Below are 16482 nucleotides of genomic sequence, written 5' to 3'. Positions count from 1 at the left end.
CGTGCGCGCCGGAGCACGGTTACCGCCGATAAGGCGGCGGCTCGAGTTTGACCGGCTCGGGGTTCAGGCGCACCCATGCGACAGCGAACCGGCACAGTTGCGCCGGATCGCCGGACTGGCGCTTGACGTCGTGCACGAGCGCTTCCACGTCAGACAAATCGGCCGACGGCAGCGACGTCCCGGTGCGCACGAATGCCGCGAACGCATCGGCCATCTTCCGGAAGTCCGCATCCCAGTTGCAGCCTCCGTTGTTGTCGAGCTCGTACGCAATGCGGCCCGAGATGCGGACGATTTCGCCCTGCACCGTCGCCGCATGCCCGGTCCCCGGCACCAGTTGCGTCCACAACGCCTGATGCTGCTCCTGCCACGTGCCGGCCGCGACGACGATCGGCGACCGCGCGTCGTGCAGTTGACGGCGCGGCACCGGCGGCACGTCGAACAGCGTGTACAGCCGCTCCAGCGCGGCGCTGGCTGCATCGACGGATTCCGGGTTGAAGCGCTCGCGCATGAACTCGAAACGTTCGCCGATCTCCGTCACGCTGGTTTGCATGGACGGCGTCCTCGCCGCACCGGCGTCGAGCAGTACGTCGGCGAGCGCGACCATGTGCTCCAGGTCCGCATTGCCGCAGGTGCGCAGCGCGCGCTCGAGCGGCGTCTGCCCGTCGCGATTCAACGCATCGACGCGGGCGCCGTGGTCGAGCAGCACGCGGGCGGACTGCGCGTTGCGCGAGTCGGCCGCCGCGTGCAGCGCGGTGCCGATCGATGCGCGGTCATCGTGAACGTCCGCGCCGAGTTCGAACAGCACGTCGAAACGGCTGCGGCGGCCGCGGGCGCGCACATGCAGCGCGGTGTTGCCGTATGCGTCGGCCGCACCGACGTCCGCGCCCTGCGCGACGAGCCAGCGCGCGAGATCGTCGGGGCAACGGTCGAACGACAGCGCCGTCCGTTTGCTGACCCCGCCACGCGCATCCACGTCGCGGGCGTCGAACACGGCCTGCAGCTTCGCGAGGTCGCCTTCGTCGAGCAACGATTCGAAGTCCTTCGGCAGCAGCTTCTTTTTTGCTTTCGGCATTGCAGGCCTCCGCCCTCGCGGCGATACGTATCGTTGGTATTCCGTCAATGTGACGAATCGGTGACGCAGCCGTTGCAGCGATGGCCGAAGCGGCCACGCCCGGAGCGACCGTCAGTCCAGCGGTTCAAGCGCTTCCAGTCCGTCCGGAAGGCCGGATGCACCACCGAGCTTCGTGATGTTCCAGCGCGCGTGGTCGCTCCATTCGTAATCCATTCGATAGGAAAACCGGGAATTGGCACGAAAGAGCGCGACGCGGAATTTCCTTCCGTCATTCGCCAGCGCGTCGCGCAATTGCGCGCCGATGTGCATGACGCCGTCGACCAGACCGCGATGCTGCATCGTGGAGATCAACTCGATGCCGGCCGCCGTCGCGTATGAAGCACGTACGCCGTACTGAACATCGCTCGGCGCATCGAAACGGACGTAAACTTCGTTCCAGCCGGGAAAGGTGTCTTGCATGTAGCCAATGACCTGTTTGGCGAATTCGATCACCCGTTCCGTCGCGTCGTCGTTCATCGATCTTCCTCCGTGTGCGATCCGCGGAGCGTAATCGGGCGCGGGGCGACGCGTCAATGACTTGCGCGTCGCGCATGAATCGGCGAACGGCCAGGCCGTCCGGCCGGCCCATGATCCACCGCACCGGCACGCGATGCCGACAAGGCTGCACCTGTCGCGCTTCGCCGGTCGATTGGCGCACTTTGCGAGTCATCTCCCCGCGAAAAATCGGCATCATGTCGAACACCATCCGTCACGGAATCCACGAAGATGCAAATCGATACCGACCTCCCCGTCATGGTGACCGGCGCAACCGGGTATGTCGCGGGCCAGCTCGTGCAGCAGCTGCTCGCCGCGGGCCTGACGGTCCATGCGGCCGTCCGCGACCCCGACAGCCCGGACAAGCTGAAGCATCTGCAGCGCATCGCGGCCGGCGCGCCCGGCACGATCCGCTATTTCCGCGCCGATCTGCTCGAACCCGGATCGTACGCGGACGCAATGGCCGGTTGCGCGATCGTGTTCCATACCGCGTCGCCGTTCAATGTCCATGTACGCGATCCGCAGAAGGAACTGGTCGATCCGGCGCTGCTCGGCACGCGCAACGTGCTCGAAACGGCCAACCGCACGCCGTCGGTCCGGCGCGTCGTGCTGACCAGCAGTTGCGCCGCCATCTACGGCGACAATGCCGATCTCGCCGCGACACCGAACGGCGTGTTCACCGAGGCCATCTGGAACACCAGCTCGTCGCTGACTCACCAGCCCTATTCGTATTCGAAGACCGTGGCCGAGCGCGAAGCGTGGAAAATCGCCGGCGGGCAAGACCGCTGGAATCTCGTGACCGTCAATCCGTCGCTCGTCATCGGGCCGGGCATCAACCCGTACGCCACGTCGGAAAGCTTCGAGATCGTGCGGCAAATGGGCAACGGCACGATGAAAATGGGCGCGCCGGATCTCGGCATCGGTGCGGTCGACGTGCGCGACGTGGCCGATGCCCATCTGCGGGCGGCATTCCTGCCGGACGCAAACGGCCGCTACATCGTCTCGGGCCACGACACGAGCTTGCCGGCGATGGCGGCCACACTGCTCGACCGGTACGGCGCCGACTACCCGATTCCGCGGCGCATCCTGCCGAAGTGGCTCGTGTGGCTGTTCGGCCCGCTGGCGAACAAGGATGTGACGCGCCGCGTGATCGCACGCAACGTCGGATTTCCCTGGCGCGCCGACAACAGCCGCAGCCGCAACGAACTCGGCATTCGCTACCGTCCGCTCGCCGAATCGATGAATGAATTCTTTCAACAGCTTGTCGAGACCGGGCAATTGCGGCGATGAATCGCTTCGCGATTTCACCCGGCTGGCAGGTCATGATCATCGACCTCGGCCTGCGAGTCGACGAGCTGCTGCGGTGCGCGCAGTTGCCCGCCGATCTGTTCGCGCGCCCGGAGGGCGGGCTGACGACCCGCGAGTATTTCCGCATGTGGCGCGCGATGGAGGAGATGGTCGATACGCCCGCCATCGCGCTGCGCGTACTCGATCTCCTCACGGCCGAGACGTTCGATCCGCCGATCTTCGCGGCGCTGTGCAGCCCGAACCTCGAGGTCGCAATACGGCGCATCGCCCAGTTCAAGCCGCTGATCGGCCCGATCCGTTTGCACATCGCGCGCGAGTCCGACGTACTGACGCTCACCGTCGATTTCCTGGAACGCGACCCGCCGCCACCCGGCACGCTGCTCGCCACCGAGCTCGGTTTCTTCGTGAAAGTGGCGCGTCTCGCCACCCGCACCCGCATGTCCGCGCGAGCCGTCACGCTGCCGCGCGACCTCAGGCCCGATCACGGCTACGCGCAGTTTTTCGGCGTGACGCCGCAATACGGCGACACGCCCTCCGTGAGTCTCGCGCTGCAAGGTGTGCGACGTCCGTTCGTGACGGCAAACAACGCGATGTGGCAGATCTTCGAGCCCGACCTGCGCCGCCGCCTCGAAGCATTGTCGGCCGACGCCGGCATCGCCGAGCGCGTGCGTGCTGCGCTGCTCGAACTGATTCCCGGCGGCGTCGCCACCGTGGACGATGTCGCACGCATGCTTGCGATCAGCAAGCGCACGCTGCAGCGGCGACTCGGCGACGAAGGCGCGAGCTTCAAGGCCATCCTCGCGGAGGTCCGTGAAAAGCTCGCATGGCACTACCTCGATCGCTCGGATCTGCCCTGCGCCCAGATCGCTTTCCTGCTCGGCTACCAGGACCCGAACTCGTTCTTCCGTGCGTTCAACGAATGGACCGGCATGACACCCGAAGCCGCACGCTCGCGCACGACACGCTGACGCTCGACGCAGCGCTGCCCGTCCGACCTTCCGCCGTACCCATGCGCGCAGGCGTCAGCGACCGGCATTGCCGCCGTTCAACCCGAAAATGAAATCCGCTTCCACCGAAGCGCCTTTGGGCAATTGCAGCACGCCGACCGACGAACGCGTATGGATGCCCGCATCGCCGAGCACGGCATACAAGACGTCGGAGGCGCCGTCGGCCACTTCGCTTTGCATCGTGAAGCCGGGTGCGCTCCGCACGTACACGGTGATGCGGGGCACCGTCGCGATTGCATCGAGCGTGCCGCAGTGCTTGCGAATCAGCGACAGCGCTCGCAGCGCCGATATTCCGGCCGCGCGGCGAGCGTCGTCCAGCGAAACGGATTCACCCGCCACGCCGACGAAGTGCACCACGTCCCCCACGCGCGGAATCTGGCCGGCAATATAGGCCGTACTCCCGTCGACCAGAACGGGCGTGTACTTTCCGCCGATCCTGATTTCCTCGTCCGGATCGAATCCGAATTCGGCCGCGACCTGTCTCAGCTTTTCGTCTCTGTTCATCGGTGAAATCCCCGATCCTTCTGAAAAAAGATAAAGAATAATTGAGTCTTCGGTACTTGTCCCAAAAGAGAAGATCGGCTGCGAAGAATCGTCGTCAGGCCGTTCGATGCGTTGAATCCGCGTGCCTTAAACCGCCAAAGCGGTGCATCTTTCAGGTGTTCGAATCAGTCGTGCGTCGCCGCTTTGTGCGCGAGACGACAATTGAAGAGAATTTCTGCATGAATCCCGGCTGAAAGCGCTATCATGTATGGATACAACCTGAAGAGTGATATATGGCGACTTACAAGGAATTGAAAGCCCAAATGGAAGCTTTGGCCGAGAAAGCCGAAGCAGCGCGCGCTGCGGAATTCCAGTCGATCGTCGACGACATTCGCGCCAAGGTCGCGGAATTCGGCATTACCGAGAAGGACATTTTCGGTGCGCGCCGCGGTCGCCCGGCCAAACAGGCGTCGGCACCCGTGCAGGCAAAGTATCGCGATCCGAAGACCGGTGCGACCTGGTCCGGCCGCGGTCGCGCGCCCGCATGGATCAAGGATGCGAAGAATCGCAATCGATTCCTGATCCAGGAATAAGGTTCTCGACGCGCACCGGCGCGCGATTCAGCGCGCTGTCCGGCGATATGGGGCATCGATACCGGCGGTATCCAAACACCGCTCCGGGTTGACGGCGTTTTGTCCTGTTCGGTGCGTGGCGCTGCCGATTAATCGGCGAATCGCGTCGCGCGCCGATACTTTCTTCAGCGTTCGTAATAAATCGCAAGCCACACGGATGGCTCGTTTTCGTGCGTCCATGCGACGCGATGGCGGCAATGCGGCTCGATCAGCACGTAGTCGCCCGGGCGCATGTCGTGCCGCGTCGAACCCTCTTCGAATTCGAGCACGGCCGCCCCCGACAGCAACACGACCCATTCGGCGCGCGAGTCGTCATACCAGAACCCGTCGGGGCTCGCGTGCCCCATCGACACGATCCGCTCGACGTTCAGGCGCTGCCCCGTGACAAGGATGTCGATCCGCTCGCCGCCGCCGCGCTGGCCTTCGACGCTGAACAGGTTACCGGTTTGAAGTTGCATGGCTCGACCTCGTCGTTGACCTTCGCATGAAGGAGCGGGTTCAAAAGTGCCGGGAAATGTTCACTGTAGTCCAACGGACGCCATTGTTGACAAGCGCGTTGATGAATGCACGCAATAAGATGATGAATGGCCGTTACAGCGCCTGTGCCCATTCATTACCGGGATGAAGCGCGTCGAGACAGTCTTTTAGCCACACGCGTTCGCCGACCGGCAGTTTCGGCAATGCCCGGTCGAAATCCTGCTGGTCTTTGGGGCGTCGATCCCGGGCCTTGAACAGAAGGACGGCGGCCGGATTCAGATACGGGATGCCGCCGGCGGTTCTCATCACCATTCCGGCACGCGGTCGCGTGAACGACGGATCTCGCTTGTAGGCCCACCATTCAGGCGCTCCAGGCTCGATCATCATATCGATCCGCCAACTTTCGGCAGCGCGGTCGAATCCCCGGAATTGCATGACCTCGGGCGGCGGCGGCTGATTTTCGGGCAGTTTTTCGACAACGCCGGCGTGCGCCGTGTAGAACGCCAGATCGCTGAACGCCTGACGGAATCTGCCGAAATCTTCCCGCAAATTCGTGAATTCAAGATCGTCATGTTCGCGCGTCCGGGTGCCGTGCCAAAGATCGATGGCCCACCCGCCGACGATGCACCAGGGCAAATGGATCTCGCTCAATCGTCGAGCGAGTGCGTCCGGTTGCCATGCATTCAATGCCTCCTGGTCGGGGATTCCCATTCGGGTATTCATCCTGCTGGAACGCGCTGCATTGAATAATGCGTGTCGAATTGAATCTGCACACTGCCGAACGCATTGCGCGGGAACGACTTGTCGTTCTTGATCGCACTGTCCGTGCTCGCCGATTTCATCGACGTGAACATGCCTCCATCACTTTGAACCAAATAGCGCGTTGTTCGACGATTCGGGCGGAGACGGCCCTTCCCCCGCCGCGATCAAGCGCTGCGTTTGCCGACGCGTAACTGAAGTCAGGCGCGCAAGCGAGCTTGACCGCGCGCCTGACGAGGTTCACATCACGCGAACGCCGCAATCGCCGATCAACGCAACCGCTTGATCGACGGAGAGTATCGCTCCTTTGAGATGGAGCAAGACATCGGATAGCCGCAGACCACTCAGGTCTACAGAGCGCAGGTCCGCGCCGTCGAACCGGGTGTTTAGCAGGCGAGCATTACCGAGGCTGCCGCCATCGAAGACAGCATCGCGAAAATCGCAATCGGACAGGTCTGCCTCGGAGAAATTTAATGCTTCGAGGGTCTGCTTCCGGAATGACAACCCTCCAAGACTGGCACCAACCAACAGGGAATCGTGGAAGCTGAGCCCCAACGCCCGGATGTCCGTGAAACGGGCTCCAGTCAGCCTGACCTCCGTAAAGACGGTCGATGCAAGCTTGGCGCCAGTCCAATCGGTATTGTTTAAATCGCTCCGGCAGAAGCGCGCATCAGTCGCATTTGAATACCGGAAATTTGCGGTGGCACCCTTGCAAGCCAGCCAGCGGCTGTTCGCAAGATCGCTGTGCTCGAGGCGAGTCCGCTCGAAGTTGCACTGTGCGAATCGTGCCGCACGAAAATCAAGGTGGGAAAGGTCCTGGCCGTCGAAGTTGCAGCGCTCGAAGGTCGGCCCGTCACCGGATTGCCGAAGTACACGGGCTAATTCGTCCCGGCTGAAGCTCGTCTCGCTGAACACCGCCCCGTTGCCGGTCGACGGATCTTTTACGTTTGTGCGCATCGGTGCAAATCCCCATATATGGGGGGGCGCGCAGGGCCATGTCCACAGTGCGCCCCCCTTGACTTGCGAAAGCAAGGTTGACGCCGCGGCATGTATAGAACCCCTGGTGGGGCGCAGGAGATACCAACCTGCCACTCTATTTTCGGCGACACGAATTCTACCGTTCTCGCGCTCGGCTTCGCAATGTCGACGAATTTTGTCATCCGATCCGGGGCCGATGGCCCGGTAGAGGCAGTCGAAATCGGCAGCAACCGATCCCGCTCATCGTAACCAGCCTGCTCCGATGAACTTGGCCTGCCCTTTGCAGCGCATTCGAACGATCACTCAACCGCCCTTTCGCCCCATCAAGCCATCGTCTTCAACCACGCAAGCAGATCCGCCTGCGCGCTTGCAGCCGCCACGGCTTCCGGCGTCAACAAACAGTAGTGCGAGCCGTCTTCCACAAACCCCATCGGCGCGACCAGCACACCGCTTTCCAGATCGTCGCGCACGAGATGCCAGGGGCCGATGGCAACCCCCAGCCCCGCGACAGCCGCCTGCAGACTGAAATAGAAATGGTCGAACATCTGCGCCCGCCCGCTCGCCGTCGGCTGATTCGCCGCCACCGCCCATTCCTTCCACGCGTCCGGCCTGGTCCGCGTATGCAATCGCGGAGCATCCGGCTTCAGCAAGCAACCCCCACGACCACCGGAAAACCACGCATCGACTTTATCCGGCCGACAAACCGGCCCCACCCGCTCGGCGAACAGAAGCTCGGCGTGATATCCCGCTGGCCACGCGAAGTCATTGCGGCGAATGGCCATGTCGATGCCGCTGTCGAACGAGAACGGACCGCCCGCAGCGACAAGGTGAATGTCGACGCCCGCATACCGCGCCTGGAAGTCCGGCCAGCGCGGGATCAGCCAACGCATCAACAGCGTGGGCTCGCACGACAGAACCCAACGCCGCGCGCGGGCAGCCTCGGTACGCAATTCGTGCGCGGCGTGACGCATCAGACCCAGACCGTCGTGTACCGCCTGGGCCAGCTTGCGGCCCGCGTCGGTCAGGAAGACACGACGACTGCGCCGTTGAAACAGCGCGACGCCCAGGTCCTCTTCGAGCAGGCGCACCGCACGGCTGACCGCGCCGTGGGTCAAGCACAGTTCGTCGGCCGCGCGGCTGAAATTCTCGTGACGCGCGGCCGCCTCGAAACAGCGCAACGCCATCAGCGACGGCAGCTTCGCGCGCATTTGTTGTGAGTCGATCTCACCATTCTGGTCAGAAATCATCGCTTTTCCCGATGGGCTAGGGCTCTTAGGATTGTGCCATGTCGACATCAATCGAAAGGACAATGCGATGACGGAATTGATACTTGTAGTCACCATTACGCTGCTGGCCGTCATCAGCCCGGGGCCAGACTTCGCGATGGTCACGCGCAACAGCCTGATGCTGTCACGCCGATCGGGCCTGCTCACCGCGCTGGGCATCGGGCTCGGCGTGACGGTCCACGTGAGCTACACGCTGCTGGGCGTGGGCCTGCTGATCCGCCAGTCTCTGTGGCTCTTCAATGTCGTCAAGCTCGTCGGCGCGATCTATCTGATCTATCTGGGCGCGAAGATGCTCATGACGAAGGCGGGTGGCGGGCAACCCGACGTGCAGGCGGCACCGCTGTCCGATCTGGCGGCACTGCGCACCGGTTTCCTGACCAATGTGCTGAATCCCAAAACCACGGTGTTCATCGTCAGCCTGTTCATGCAGGCAGTCCGGCCCGACACGCCGCTGATCGTGCAGATCGGTTACGGCGCCTTCATCGCGCTCGCGCATGCCGGCTGGTTCAGCCTGGTAGCGGTCTGTTTCTCCGCCACTGCCGTCCGCGACCGCTTGCTGTCGCTGCGTCACTGGATCGACCGCTCCTTCGGAGGCCTGCTCGTGGGCTTCGGCGTCGCGCTCGCCATCGCACGCGGCGGTCGCTGATTCGTGTGCCCGGTCCGCGCTTCCCGGCGACCGCCGGGCATGTTCCGCCGACGCGCCGGATGCGAAGCGCGGCATGCCGATTCAGAACGCGCGCGCAATCGCACGGGCTTCGTCGATCGCACGACTGCGATCGACCTTTCCGTCCGGACCGAACAACGTGCGCTCGACGACAATGCCGGTGACGTCTTTCACGCCCACGAACTTCAGCCAGGTTTCCATGTACGGACGCTGAAGGTCGAACTCGGCGGCCGGCGTGAACGAACCCGGTGATTCGTAGCTAAGCCCGCGCGCGTAGACGACCGCCGCTTTTTTCCCGGCCAGCTTGCCGGCGAAACCCGAACCGTCGAACGTGAACAGCACGTCCTTCTGCGAGATCGCATCGATCAGGTGCTTGAGTTTGTACGGAATACTGAAATTCCACAGCGGCACGCCGAACAGGAACTTGTCCGCTTCGTGGAACGGCGCCGCGAGCTGCTCGAGCTGCTGCCACGCCGCGGCCTGCGCCGGCGTCAATGGCGCCCCGCTCAGTCCGGCGTATTTCGCGGCCAGCGCGGCTTCGTCGAATTCAGGCATCGCCAGATCCCAGATGTCGAGCTTCCGTATCTCGTGATCGGGATGGGCGTGCCGGTACGCATCGAGAAATGCACTGCACACCTCGATGGACGCCGAGTATGCCTTGTTGGGTGAGCCTTCGATATAGAGCACGCGTGTCATGGAGCCTGTCCTCGCCAGGAGTGACGGCGACGCGCGGGATGCGCGGTCGCCCACTGCAATTCGCAGCCTATCGAGTCGGCCTATAATTTGGAAACGCTATTAATTGATTGAATTAACCCGGATTGACGATCAATGAGCAACCCTCTCGACACGGCCCTTCTTCATACGTTTGTGGCGGTCGCCGACATGCGGAGTTTTACCGGCGCCGGTCGCAGGCTGAATCTCAGCCAATCCGCGGTCAGCGCCCAGGTCGTTCGTCTTGAAGAACAGGTCGGCCGTGCGCTGCTCGTGCGCAATACGCGCAGCGTCTCGCTCACCGAGCATGGCGAGACGCTGCTCGGATATGCTCGCGCGATGCTCAACCTGAGCGAGGAAGCGCGGTCCAGGCTGGGGCCCGGCGACGCAGTCGACATCAAGCTGCGTATCGGCGCATCGGAGGATTTCGCGGGAGGCTGGCTACCCGACGTGATGCGCCGCTACAGCGCCGCGCGACGCGGCTTGCGGCTCGCCCTGACGGTCGACATCGGCGACAGTTTGTTTCGACGGCACGCAAACGGCGATTTCGATCTCGTGATCGGCAGCCGGTGTTCGCACACGAGCCAGGGCGCGACGTTGTGGCAGGAACCGCTCGTCTGGGCGTTTGCGCGCCACGAACCGCTTCCGGAAGGCGATGTCCCGCTCGCGTGCTTCCCCGATCCGTGTCCGTACCGAGAGGCCGCCATCAAGGCGCTCGCGCTCGCCGGAATGCGCTACCGGATCGCATGCGAAAGCCCGAGCGTCACCGGCATCCTGACGTTCGCGCGCGCCGGCATCGCGATCGCGCCGGTGCCACGCAGTGCGATCGACGACACGCTTCGCGAACTGGCTGGATCCGAAGGGTTGCCGGAACTGCCGGACACGGAATTCGTGATGATGCATGACGCCCGGATGCCGGCTGCCGTCGAATTCGCCGCGACGATTTTCGATGAAACCGCGGTTCGCGCGGGAGCCGGCCAGCGCAACAGGCCGTAGCGAGCCACCTTCGCGCTTGATGTCCCGGCCGGCGTCGCGAAGAAAGTGCCCTGTAACGTCGAGCAGCGGATGAAGCAGCGTGGCGCGCGCTATGAGAAGGCGCTGATTCCGAGACGCCCCGGCCGGACCGCATCCGACCATTTGACCTGCCGTGAAAGTGAGTTGTCTCCTCACGTTGATTCGCAATCCGATCCTTATCTGTTCCTTTCGAATCGCGGACAGGAATCGCGCTCAAATCACCTCGAAACGCAACCCCGCGTGTCGAACCAGACGTTCGGCGAAGCGCTCGTCGAACATCGTCGCGGGCGTCCAGAAACCGCCGCCGCGTCCGGTCTTGACGCCGTCCCCGCCGCAATCCAGTGCAAGACCGATCGCGGCCTGGCCCAGCATCTTGCCGGTGGAGCCATAACCCGGATCGCGGTCGCCGGTGACTTTCACGCGCAAGGTTCGGCCGTCGTCGGCGCGGCCGAAGAAACGCAAGTCGTAGTGGCCGGCCAGTTGGGCCGCGGCGCTCGGCCCCTCGCCGGGTTTCGGCAGCAGGAAGCGCTCCATCAGGCTGCGCACCGGCTTGATGACGATGCCCACCATGAACGCGCCGAGGCCGGCCACCATCGTCAGCGCGGCCAGGCGGCCCTTGAGGCCCGTGCCGGTCATGACGGCTTCGTCGTAGGTGAACCGGGTGCCGTATGCATTGCCCGCAAGCGCATTGGAGCGATGCACGACACGCTCGTTGATTGCCGCCATCACGAAGGGCGCGATCCACGCGTCGCAGTCGCGATCGAATTCAGCCGATCGGACCGCGTGCTGCCGCACCGTGAAGCCATGACCTTTCGGGCACAGCGAATACGGATCGAGCAGTTCCCTGCGCAACGCGGGATCGGCCGCGGCTTCCCGGACGACGTTGATCACGCTCGCCACCGTACCGCCCGACGCGCCGCCCTTCAGCGTTCGGACGCGCATCTTCACCTGCCCGGCCGGCGCGCCCCATTGCTGCGTTGCCTGTTGCTGCAGGAAGAACACGCCCATGTCCGACGGAACCGAATCGAACCCGCAGCAATGAACGATGCGCGCACCCGATTGCCGGGCCGCGGGCTCGTATCTCTCGATCATCCGCTTGATCCACTGCGTCTCGCCGGTGAGGTCGCAGTAGTCGGTGCCGGTTTCCGCGCAGACCCTGACCAGCGGCTCCCCGTAAAGCGCGTAGGGCCCGACCGTCGACACGACCACTCGCGTTTGCGCACAAAGCGCCCGCAATTGCGCTTCGTCGGCTGCGTCGGCGACGATGATCGGCACGGATTGCCCCGCCGCACCGAGCGCATCCCTCACTTGCCTGAGCTTCGCTTCGGACCGGCCGGCGATCGCCCAGCTCAGCGTCTCGCCGGCGCCCGACAGGTAATCGGACAGGTAGCGGGTCAGGATCTGCCCGACAAAACTGGTGGCGCCAAATACGACGAGATCATGGGTCGGCTGGGTCATGGACGGTTCCTTCGGCGCGGGTGTGTCGCGAGCATCCGTGCCGTTAGCGTTGCTTTCCGGGTTCATCGAAGGCCCTCAAAGGCGTCGGCAGGTTCAGGACCAGTTGTGCGTCTTTTACCACGTCGAGACGCATGATGGTGGAGGCGCCGAGCCCGTCGAGCAACTGGCTCAGCGGGCCGCCGTGCCGCACCAGCTCGACATCGCGCGGCAACAGGCGCTGGGCGAACGATAGCGTATTGGATTGCACCGACGTCTGGTGCCATTCGCCGTCGATGCGATTGATCATCGTCGTCGTGCTCATTCGCGATTGGGATGCGACGTGGGTCAGCGCAGGCAGCGGCACGCTCAGGCTCAGATCCGGCCCGCCTCCCGGGCCGGCAATGCGTGCGCTGGCGGTGGCGCCGAGGTTCACGTCGATATCGGCGAGCCACTTGGGCAACTGATAGCCGTGTACGCCGCGAACCCGCGCGATTTCCGTCGTGACCGGCAGCGCCAGCACATGCGCGAAGAAGCTCCGGCGCCGCATCGAGTCGATCAGCTCCCGCGCATGCGACCCGCGCGCGCCGGGCCGGCGGATCACCGCCGCGACGGAAACTTCGTCATACGGATCGTTATCGCAGACCGAATACGAAAAGAAGGTCAGCGCAACCAGCCCTTGCCCGGGAAACGCACGCAGCGGTTCGAGCGGCGCCGGCAGCATGGTCCGCAGACGTTCGAGCGGCGCGAGGAACAACAGCTGGATGCTGCTGGAACGGTAGTAGAAGTTCGGCGCCCAGGTCGGGCCAACCCGCGACGCGACCTGACGCTTCGGAATCCGGCGGAAAAAATCGATGTTCCCCGCGGCGGGATCGCGCGCCACCTCGTCCAGGTCCGGATTCATCCGGAACCGGTCGTAGTACCCGCCTTCGGGTACGTCGACCGTATGCGGCCCGAATTCAACCTGTGTCAACCGCCTGTCCATGTGCGTCGCCTCTCGTCAATGATCGACCGTCGCAGGCAACACCCGAAGCCTGCCGACTCACTGCCGTCAGCAAGCACTCTAAGATTGAAGTCAACTTTAAGGTCAAGGATCCGAATAGAGGAGCGAGTCGGTCTTCGGTTACGCGGCTTGCCGGCAATCGCGTTGCGGTCGAATCATCTGGCGGTCGCGCGACGGCCCTTGCCGCGTTTCGAAACCACGCCGTGATCGCGCAGCCGGCCCATCAACCCGGAGCAGACACGGGAACCGTCGCAACGAAAGCCGAAATCTCAGGCTGAAGGCCACCCTCTACCCGCAACCGAAGGCAGCTAGTCAAGCTCGCGAAGAAAATCGGGTACCGCTTCTCCGATCGACGCGAGATAGCCGCCCATCGCGCCGGCGACTTTCCGTACGGCGGGACGCGCGGACATCCGCGCGCGCCACGCGAGCAGGTTCGGCGTCTCTGCCGTCATCGGCGCGCCCTTGCGTGCGCCGAACAACTGCGCCATGTAGAACGCGATGTCGGCATAGGAATACGTCCCGGCCAGAAATTCCCGATCCGCCAGCACGCGTTCCATGCGCCGATAGTATTGCGACGCTTCGGCGCGCGCGGCCTGCGCCGCCGGATCGTCCGGCGTCGCTTCAAGCCCCATCAGCCGGATGATGTGCGGGAAATAGATTTCGTCGCTGCAATGCTCGAGCTGACGCGCGATGGCGCGCGCCGCCGGTTGCGCCGGCCATAACGCGGGATCGGGCTTCAGGTCCTCGAGATACTCGAATATCTGCGTGGAATCGAAGATCTCCAGCGTGCCGTCCATCAGCACCGGAACCTGCCGCTTCGGATTGATGCGCAATACATCCGGATGCTTGGGGTCATAACCGCGAAGCTGGCTGAACGGCGCCATCACCAGCTCGAAATCGATACCCTTCTCGTGCGCCGCAATCTCGACCTTGGCGCCGAACATGCTCAGTGGTCCGGAAATAATCTTCATGGTTCGATCTTCCTTTGCTTTCTCGAATGCGCTCGCGCATGTTCGAGCTTGTGCTCGATTGAACGGATCAGGCATGCCGCAAAGCATAAATCCGATAACATGACACCTCATGTCAGGTATTTGAGGTGACGTGTCGCTCATGAAAGCCAGCCGCCTGTTGTCGATCATGATGATGCTGCAGGCGCGCGGCCGGATGACCGCACCGGCGCTGGCCGAAGCACTGGAAGTATCGGAGCGCACGATCCTGCGCGATATCGACCAGCTCTCCACGGCCGGCGTGCCCATCTGGGGCGATCGCGGCCGCAACGGCGGCTTTCAGTTGCGCGACGGCTGGAGTACCGATCTCACCGGGCTCACCGAGCACGAAGCGCATGCGCTGATTCTTGCCGGGTTGCCCGGGCCCGCGAGAGAACTGGGCCTCGACGGCATGGCCACGTCCGCACGGCTGAAGATGATGGCCAGCCTGCCGCCGGGCTCGCGCGAGCAGGCCGATCGCGTCGCGAGCCGGCTGCACATCGATACCGTCGATTGGTACCGGGCGCAGGAAACGCCTGAATTCCTGCGAGAAGTCGCCGATGCGGTGTGGGGTTCGTATCGTATCGACGTGAAGTATCGGAGCTGGCGCGGTGTGTCCCGTCGCGAACTCGAACCGCTCGGCCTGGTGCTCAAGGGAGGCGCCTGGTACCTGATTGCCAAGGTGGTCGCCAAGCCCGGCGCACTGACGTTCCGGCTGGCGAATATCTGCGAATTCAACGCGACGCGCCGCCGTTTCAAACGCCCTGCGCGATTCGATCTGGCCGAGCACTGGCGTGACGCGATGAGCCGCTACGAGACCGATCTTTATCGGCTGACCGCCCATATCGCCGTGTCGCCGCGCGCCGAGAACTGGCTGGCCAATGCGCGGATCAAGACCGCGCCGGTCTTGCAGAAGGCCGGCAGCGCGGAGGTGCCGTCAGGATGGAAGGAGTTCCTGATACCCATCGAATCCATCGAGCACGGCGCGCGGAAGCTGCTGGGGTACGGCGCGCATCTGAAAATCCTCGGGCCGCAGGCGCTCAAGGATCGATTCATCGACGAGTTGTCGCAGTTGAAGGCGCTTTATCGAGCAGGTGATGAATGAAGCGGTGCCTTTGGCGATTCGACGCGTTTCCATAGAAAATCGCCGCGCCGCCCGGCAACGCGAACCGGAATGTGCGCGACGATGCGGCTGCAAATGCCGGCGACGCAGCGGCGATGGCAAGCGACAAGACCTTGGCGACCGCTGGGCCGATTCGAAATGTCGAAACACGTGCGTTGCCGAATTTTGAAGTTACGCCTTTCAAAATGGCATTCACGGGGCAGAACCGGATGATCGTATCGCTTCGCATTGGACGATATCGATCGGGGGCGGCAACAGGTCGGACGCAACCGATCGCACAGTCAGATCTCGTCAACAAACTCGTCGAGAAAACGGCGCAACCGATCGTGCCGGACCTTCGCCAAACGAGCGCCGGTAGCGGTCTGGAAACCGGACGCCAGCTTCAGCAGTTTCGTGTGGAAGTGATCGATCGCGAATCGCGTGTCGTCGAGTTCGCGTTCCGACGCGTGCGGATCGACCGGGTCATACAACGCGCTGCCCATCCGGCCGGCGACATAGAAGCAACGTGCGACACCCAGCATGCCGATCGCATCGAGCCGGTCGGCATCCTGCAGCGTTTTTGCTTCCAGCGTCATCGGCGCGACACTGGCCGAAAAACTATGCGCTTCGACCGCATGCGCGACAGCGTCGATCTTCGCGTCCGGCCAATCCAGCGACTTCAGCACCAACCGGGCCTTTTCCGCCGACAGACGCGATGCCTGCGCCCGAAGCGGAGAATTTTTCTCTACCGCCACGCAGTCGTGCAGCAGCGTCGCCGCAAACAGCACTTCCGCGTCTCCGCCCTCCTCGGCATGGATCGCCGCCGCGTTCTTCCACACGCGTTGCAGATGTGAAGTGTCATGGGAGCCGTCGCCATTGGCGGCGTTCCAGCTAGTCAGAAGGGTTTCGGCCAAGTCCTGAAAGGGAGCAAACGCAGGTGTCGTCACGGGCGCGGGTGGTTAAAGACGGGATGCCGATTATCGCCTCAAGCGCGACGACGCACATGATCTGCGGTCTATCCGACGCGCAAAA

Annotated in this window: 18 protein-coding genes; 6 read left to right on the top strand and 12 right to left on the bottom strand. The window is 63.5% G+C overall.

Translation table 11 applies throughout. From position 1 onward, the window contains the following. Positions 1-19: 19 nt before the first annotated feature. Both LXM88_RS01515 and LXM88_RS01510 read right to left on the bottom strand, forming a co-directional pair. A complete protein-coding gene (locus LXM88_RS01515; protein ID WP_262531396.1) occupies positions 20-1072 on the bottom strand; it encodes an ankyrin repeat domain-containing protein in 1053 nt (350 codons plus the stop codon). 111 nt (positions 1073-1183) lie between these two features. Then, entirely contained in the window at positions 1184-1588 is a 405-nt protein-coding gene (locus tag LXM88_RS01510; RefSeq protein WP_262531394.1) for a hypothetical protein, read from the bottom strand. Positions 1589-1837: 249 nt separating this feature from the next. Between LXM88_RS01510 and LXM88_RS01505 the strand changes: the two genes are divergently transcribed. Together LXM88_RS01505 and LXM88_RS01500 are read left to right on the top strand one after the other, a co-directional pair. Further along, positions 1838-2896, top strand: coding sequence for an NAD-dependent epimerase/dehydratase family protein (locus LXM88_RS01505; RefSeq protein ID WP_262531393.1), 1059 nt, complete (start codon positions 1838-1840; stop codon positions 2894-2896). Further along, positions 2893-3882, top strand: a complete 990-nt coding sequence (locus LXM88_RS01500) for an AraC family transcriptional regulator (RefSeq protein ID WP_262531391.1) — start codon at positions 2893-2895, stop codon at positions 3880-3882. The genes LXM88_RS01505 and LXM88_RS01500 overlap by 4 nt, the downstream gene beginning before the upstream one ends. A 54-nt stretch (positions 3883-3936) precedes the next feature. On the opposite strand, the gene LXM88_RS01495 is transcribed toward LXM88_RS01500, so the two are convergent. After that, on the bottom strand, positions 3937-4425 hold the full coding sequence (locus LXM88_RS01495) for a RidA family protein (protein WP_262531390.1): 489 nt from the start codon (positions 4423-4425) through the stop codon (positions 3937-3939). 272 nt (positions 4426-4697) lie between these two features. Here LXM88_RS01495 and LXM88_RS01490 point away from each other — a divergent pair, with 272 nt between their 5' ends. Continuing rightward, entirely contained in the window at positions 4698-4997 is a 300-nt protein-coding gene (locus LXM88_RS01490) for an H-NS histone family protein (RefSeq protein ID WP_047904474.1), read from the top strand. Between the two features lie 164 nt (positions 4998-5161). On the opposite strand, the gene LXM88_RS01485 is transcribed toward LXM88_RS01490, so the two are convergent. From LXM88_RS01485 to LXM88_RS01470, 4 genes are all read right to left on the bottom strand, one after another. Next, positions 5162-5494: a cupin domain-containing protein gene (locus LXM88_RS01485; protein WP_262531388.1), complete on the bottom strand. Its 333-nt coding sequence runs from the start codon at positions 5492-5494 to the stop codon at positions 5162-5164. A 133-nt stretch (positions 5495-5627) separates the two neighbouring features. After that, positions 5628-6224, bottom strand: coding sequence for a nucleotidyltransferase domain-containing protein (locus LXM88_RS01480; protein ID WP_262531386.1), 597 nt, complete (start codon positions 6222-6224; stop codon positions 5628-5630). Between the two features lie 288 nt (positions 6225-6512). Beyond that, positions 6513-7229: a pentapeptide repeat-containing protein gene (locus tag LXM88_RS01475; RefSeq protein ID WP_262531385.1), complete on the bottom strand. Its 717-nt coding sequence runs from the start codon at positions 7227-7229 to the stop codon at positions 6513-6515. 344 nt (positions 7230-7573) lie between these two features. Continuing rightward, positions 7574-8497 (bottom strand): LysR family transcriptional regulator, encoded by a 924-nt coding sequence (locus LXM88_RS01470; protein WP_262531383.1) that lies wholly within the window; start codon positions 8495-8497, stop codon positions 7574-7576. 67 nt (positions 8498-8564) lie between these two features. On the opposite strand from LXM88_RS01470, the gene LXM88_RS01465 reads away from it, so the two are divergent. Beyond that, a complete protein-coding gene (locus LXM88_RS01465; RefSeq protein ID WP_262531382.1) occupies positions 8565-9182 on the top strand; it encodes a LysE family translocator in 618 nt (205 codons plus the stop codon). Between the two features lie 81 nt (positions 9183-9263). On the opposite strand, the gene LXM88_RS01460 is transcribed toward LXM88_RS01465, so the two are convergent. Further along, positions 9264-9896: an FMN-dependent NADH-azoreductase gene (locus LXM88_RS01460; protein WP_262531618.1), complete on the bottom strand. Its 633-nt coding sequence runs from the start codon at positions 9894-9896 to the stop codon at positions 9264-9266. Positions 9897-10028: 132 nt separating this feature from the next. Between LXM88_RS01460 and LXM88_RS01455 the strand changes: the two genes are divergently transcribed. Then, entirely contained in the window at positions 10029-10907 is an 879-nt protein-coding gene (locus LXM88_RS01455) for a LysR substrate-binding domain-containing protein (RefSeq protein ID WP_262531380.1), read from the top strand. A 231-nt stretch (positions 10908-11138) separates the two neighbouring features. Here the strand turns inward: LXM88_RS01455 and LXM88_RS01450 are convergent, their stop codons facing one another. The 3 genes from LXM88_RS01450 to LXM88_RS01440 form a co-directional block, all read right to left on the bottom strand. Next, on the bottom strand, positions 11139-12383 hold the full coding sequence (locus tag LXM88_RS01450; protein ID WP_262531379.1) for a saccharopine dehydrogenase family protein: 1245 nt from the start codon (positions 12381-12383) through the stop codon (positions 11139-11141). Between the two features lie 43 nt (positions 12384-12426). Further along, the gene (locus tag LXM88_RS01445; RefSeq protein ID WP_262531377.1) at positions 12427-13344 is read right to left on the bottom strand and encodes an acetoacetate decarboxylase family protein; all 918 of its coding nucleotides are present in this window, start codon (positions 13342-13344) and stop codon (positions 12427-12429) included. Between the two features lie 326 nt (positions 13345-13670). Continuing rightward, complete coding sequence (locus LXM88_RS01440) at positions 13671-14333, bottom strand: glutathione S-transferase family protein (protein ID WP_262531617.1); 663 nt, start codon at positions 14331-14333, stop codon at positions 13671-13673. 139 nt (positions 14334-14472) lie between these two features. On the opposite strand from LXM88_RS01440, the gene LXM88_RS01435 reads away from it, so the two are divergent. Beyond that, positions 14473-15453, top strand: coding sequence for a helix-turn-helix transcriptional regulator (locus LXM88_RS01435; RefSeq protein WP_262531376.1), 981 nt, complete (start codon positions 14473-14475; stop codon positions 15451-15453). A 299-nt stretch (positions 15454-15752) separates the two neighbouring features. On the opposite strand, the gene LXM88_RS01430 is transcribed toward LXM88_RS01435, so the two are convergent. Then, a complete protein-coding gene (locus LXM88_RS01430; protein ID WP_262531374.1) occupies positions 15753-16397 on the bottom strand; it encodes an HD domain-containing protein in 645 nt (214 codons plus the stop codon). Positions 16398-16482 lie beyond the last annotated feature (85 nt).

The sequence above is a fragment of the Burkholderia sp. S-53 genome (assembly GCF_025560745.1).
Classification (GTDB): Bacteria; Pseudomonadota; Gammaproteobacteria; order Burkholderiales; family Burkholderiaceae; genus Burkholderia; species Burkholderia pyrrocinia.
This window is presented reverse-complemented; position numbering and strand designations above follow the sequence as displayed.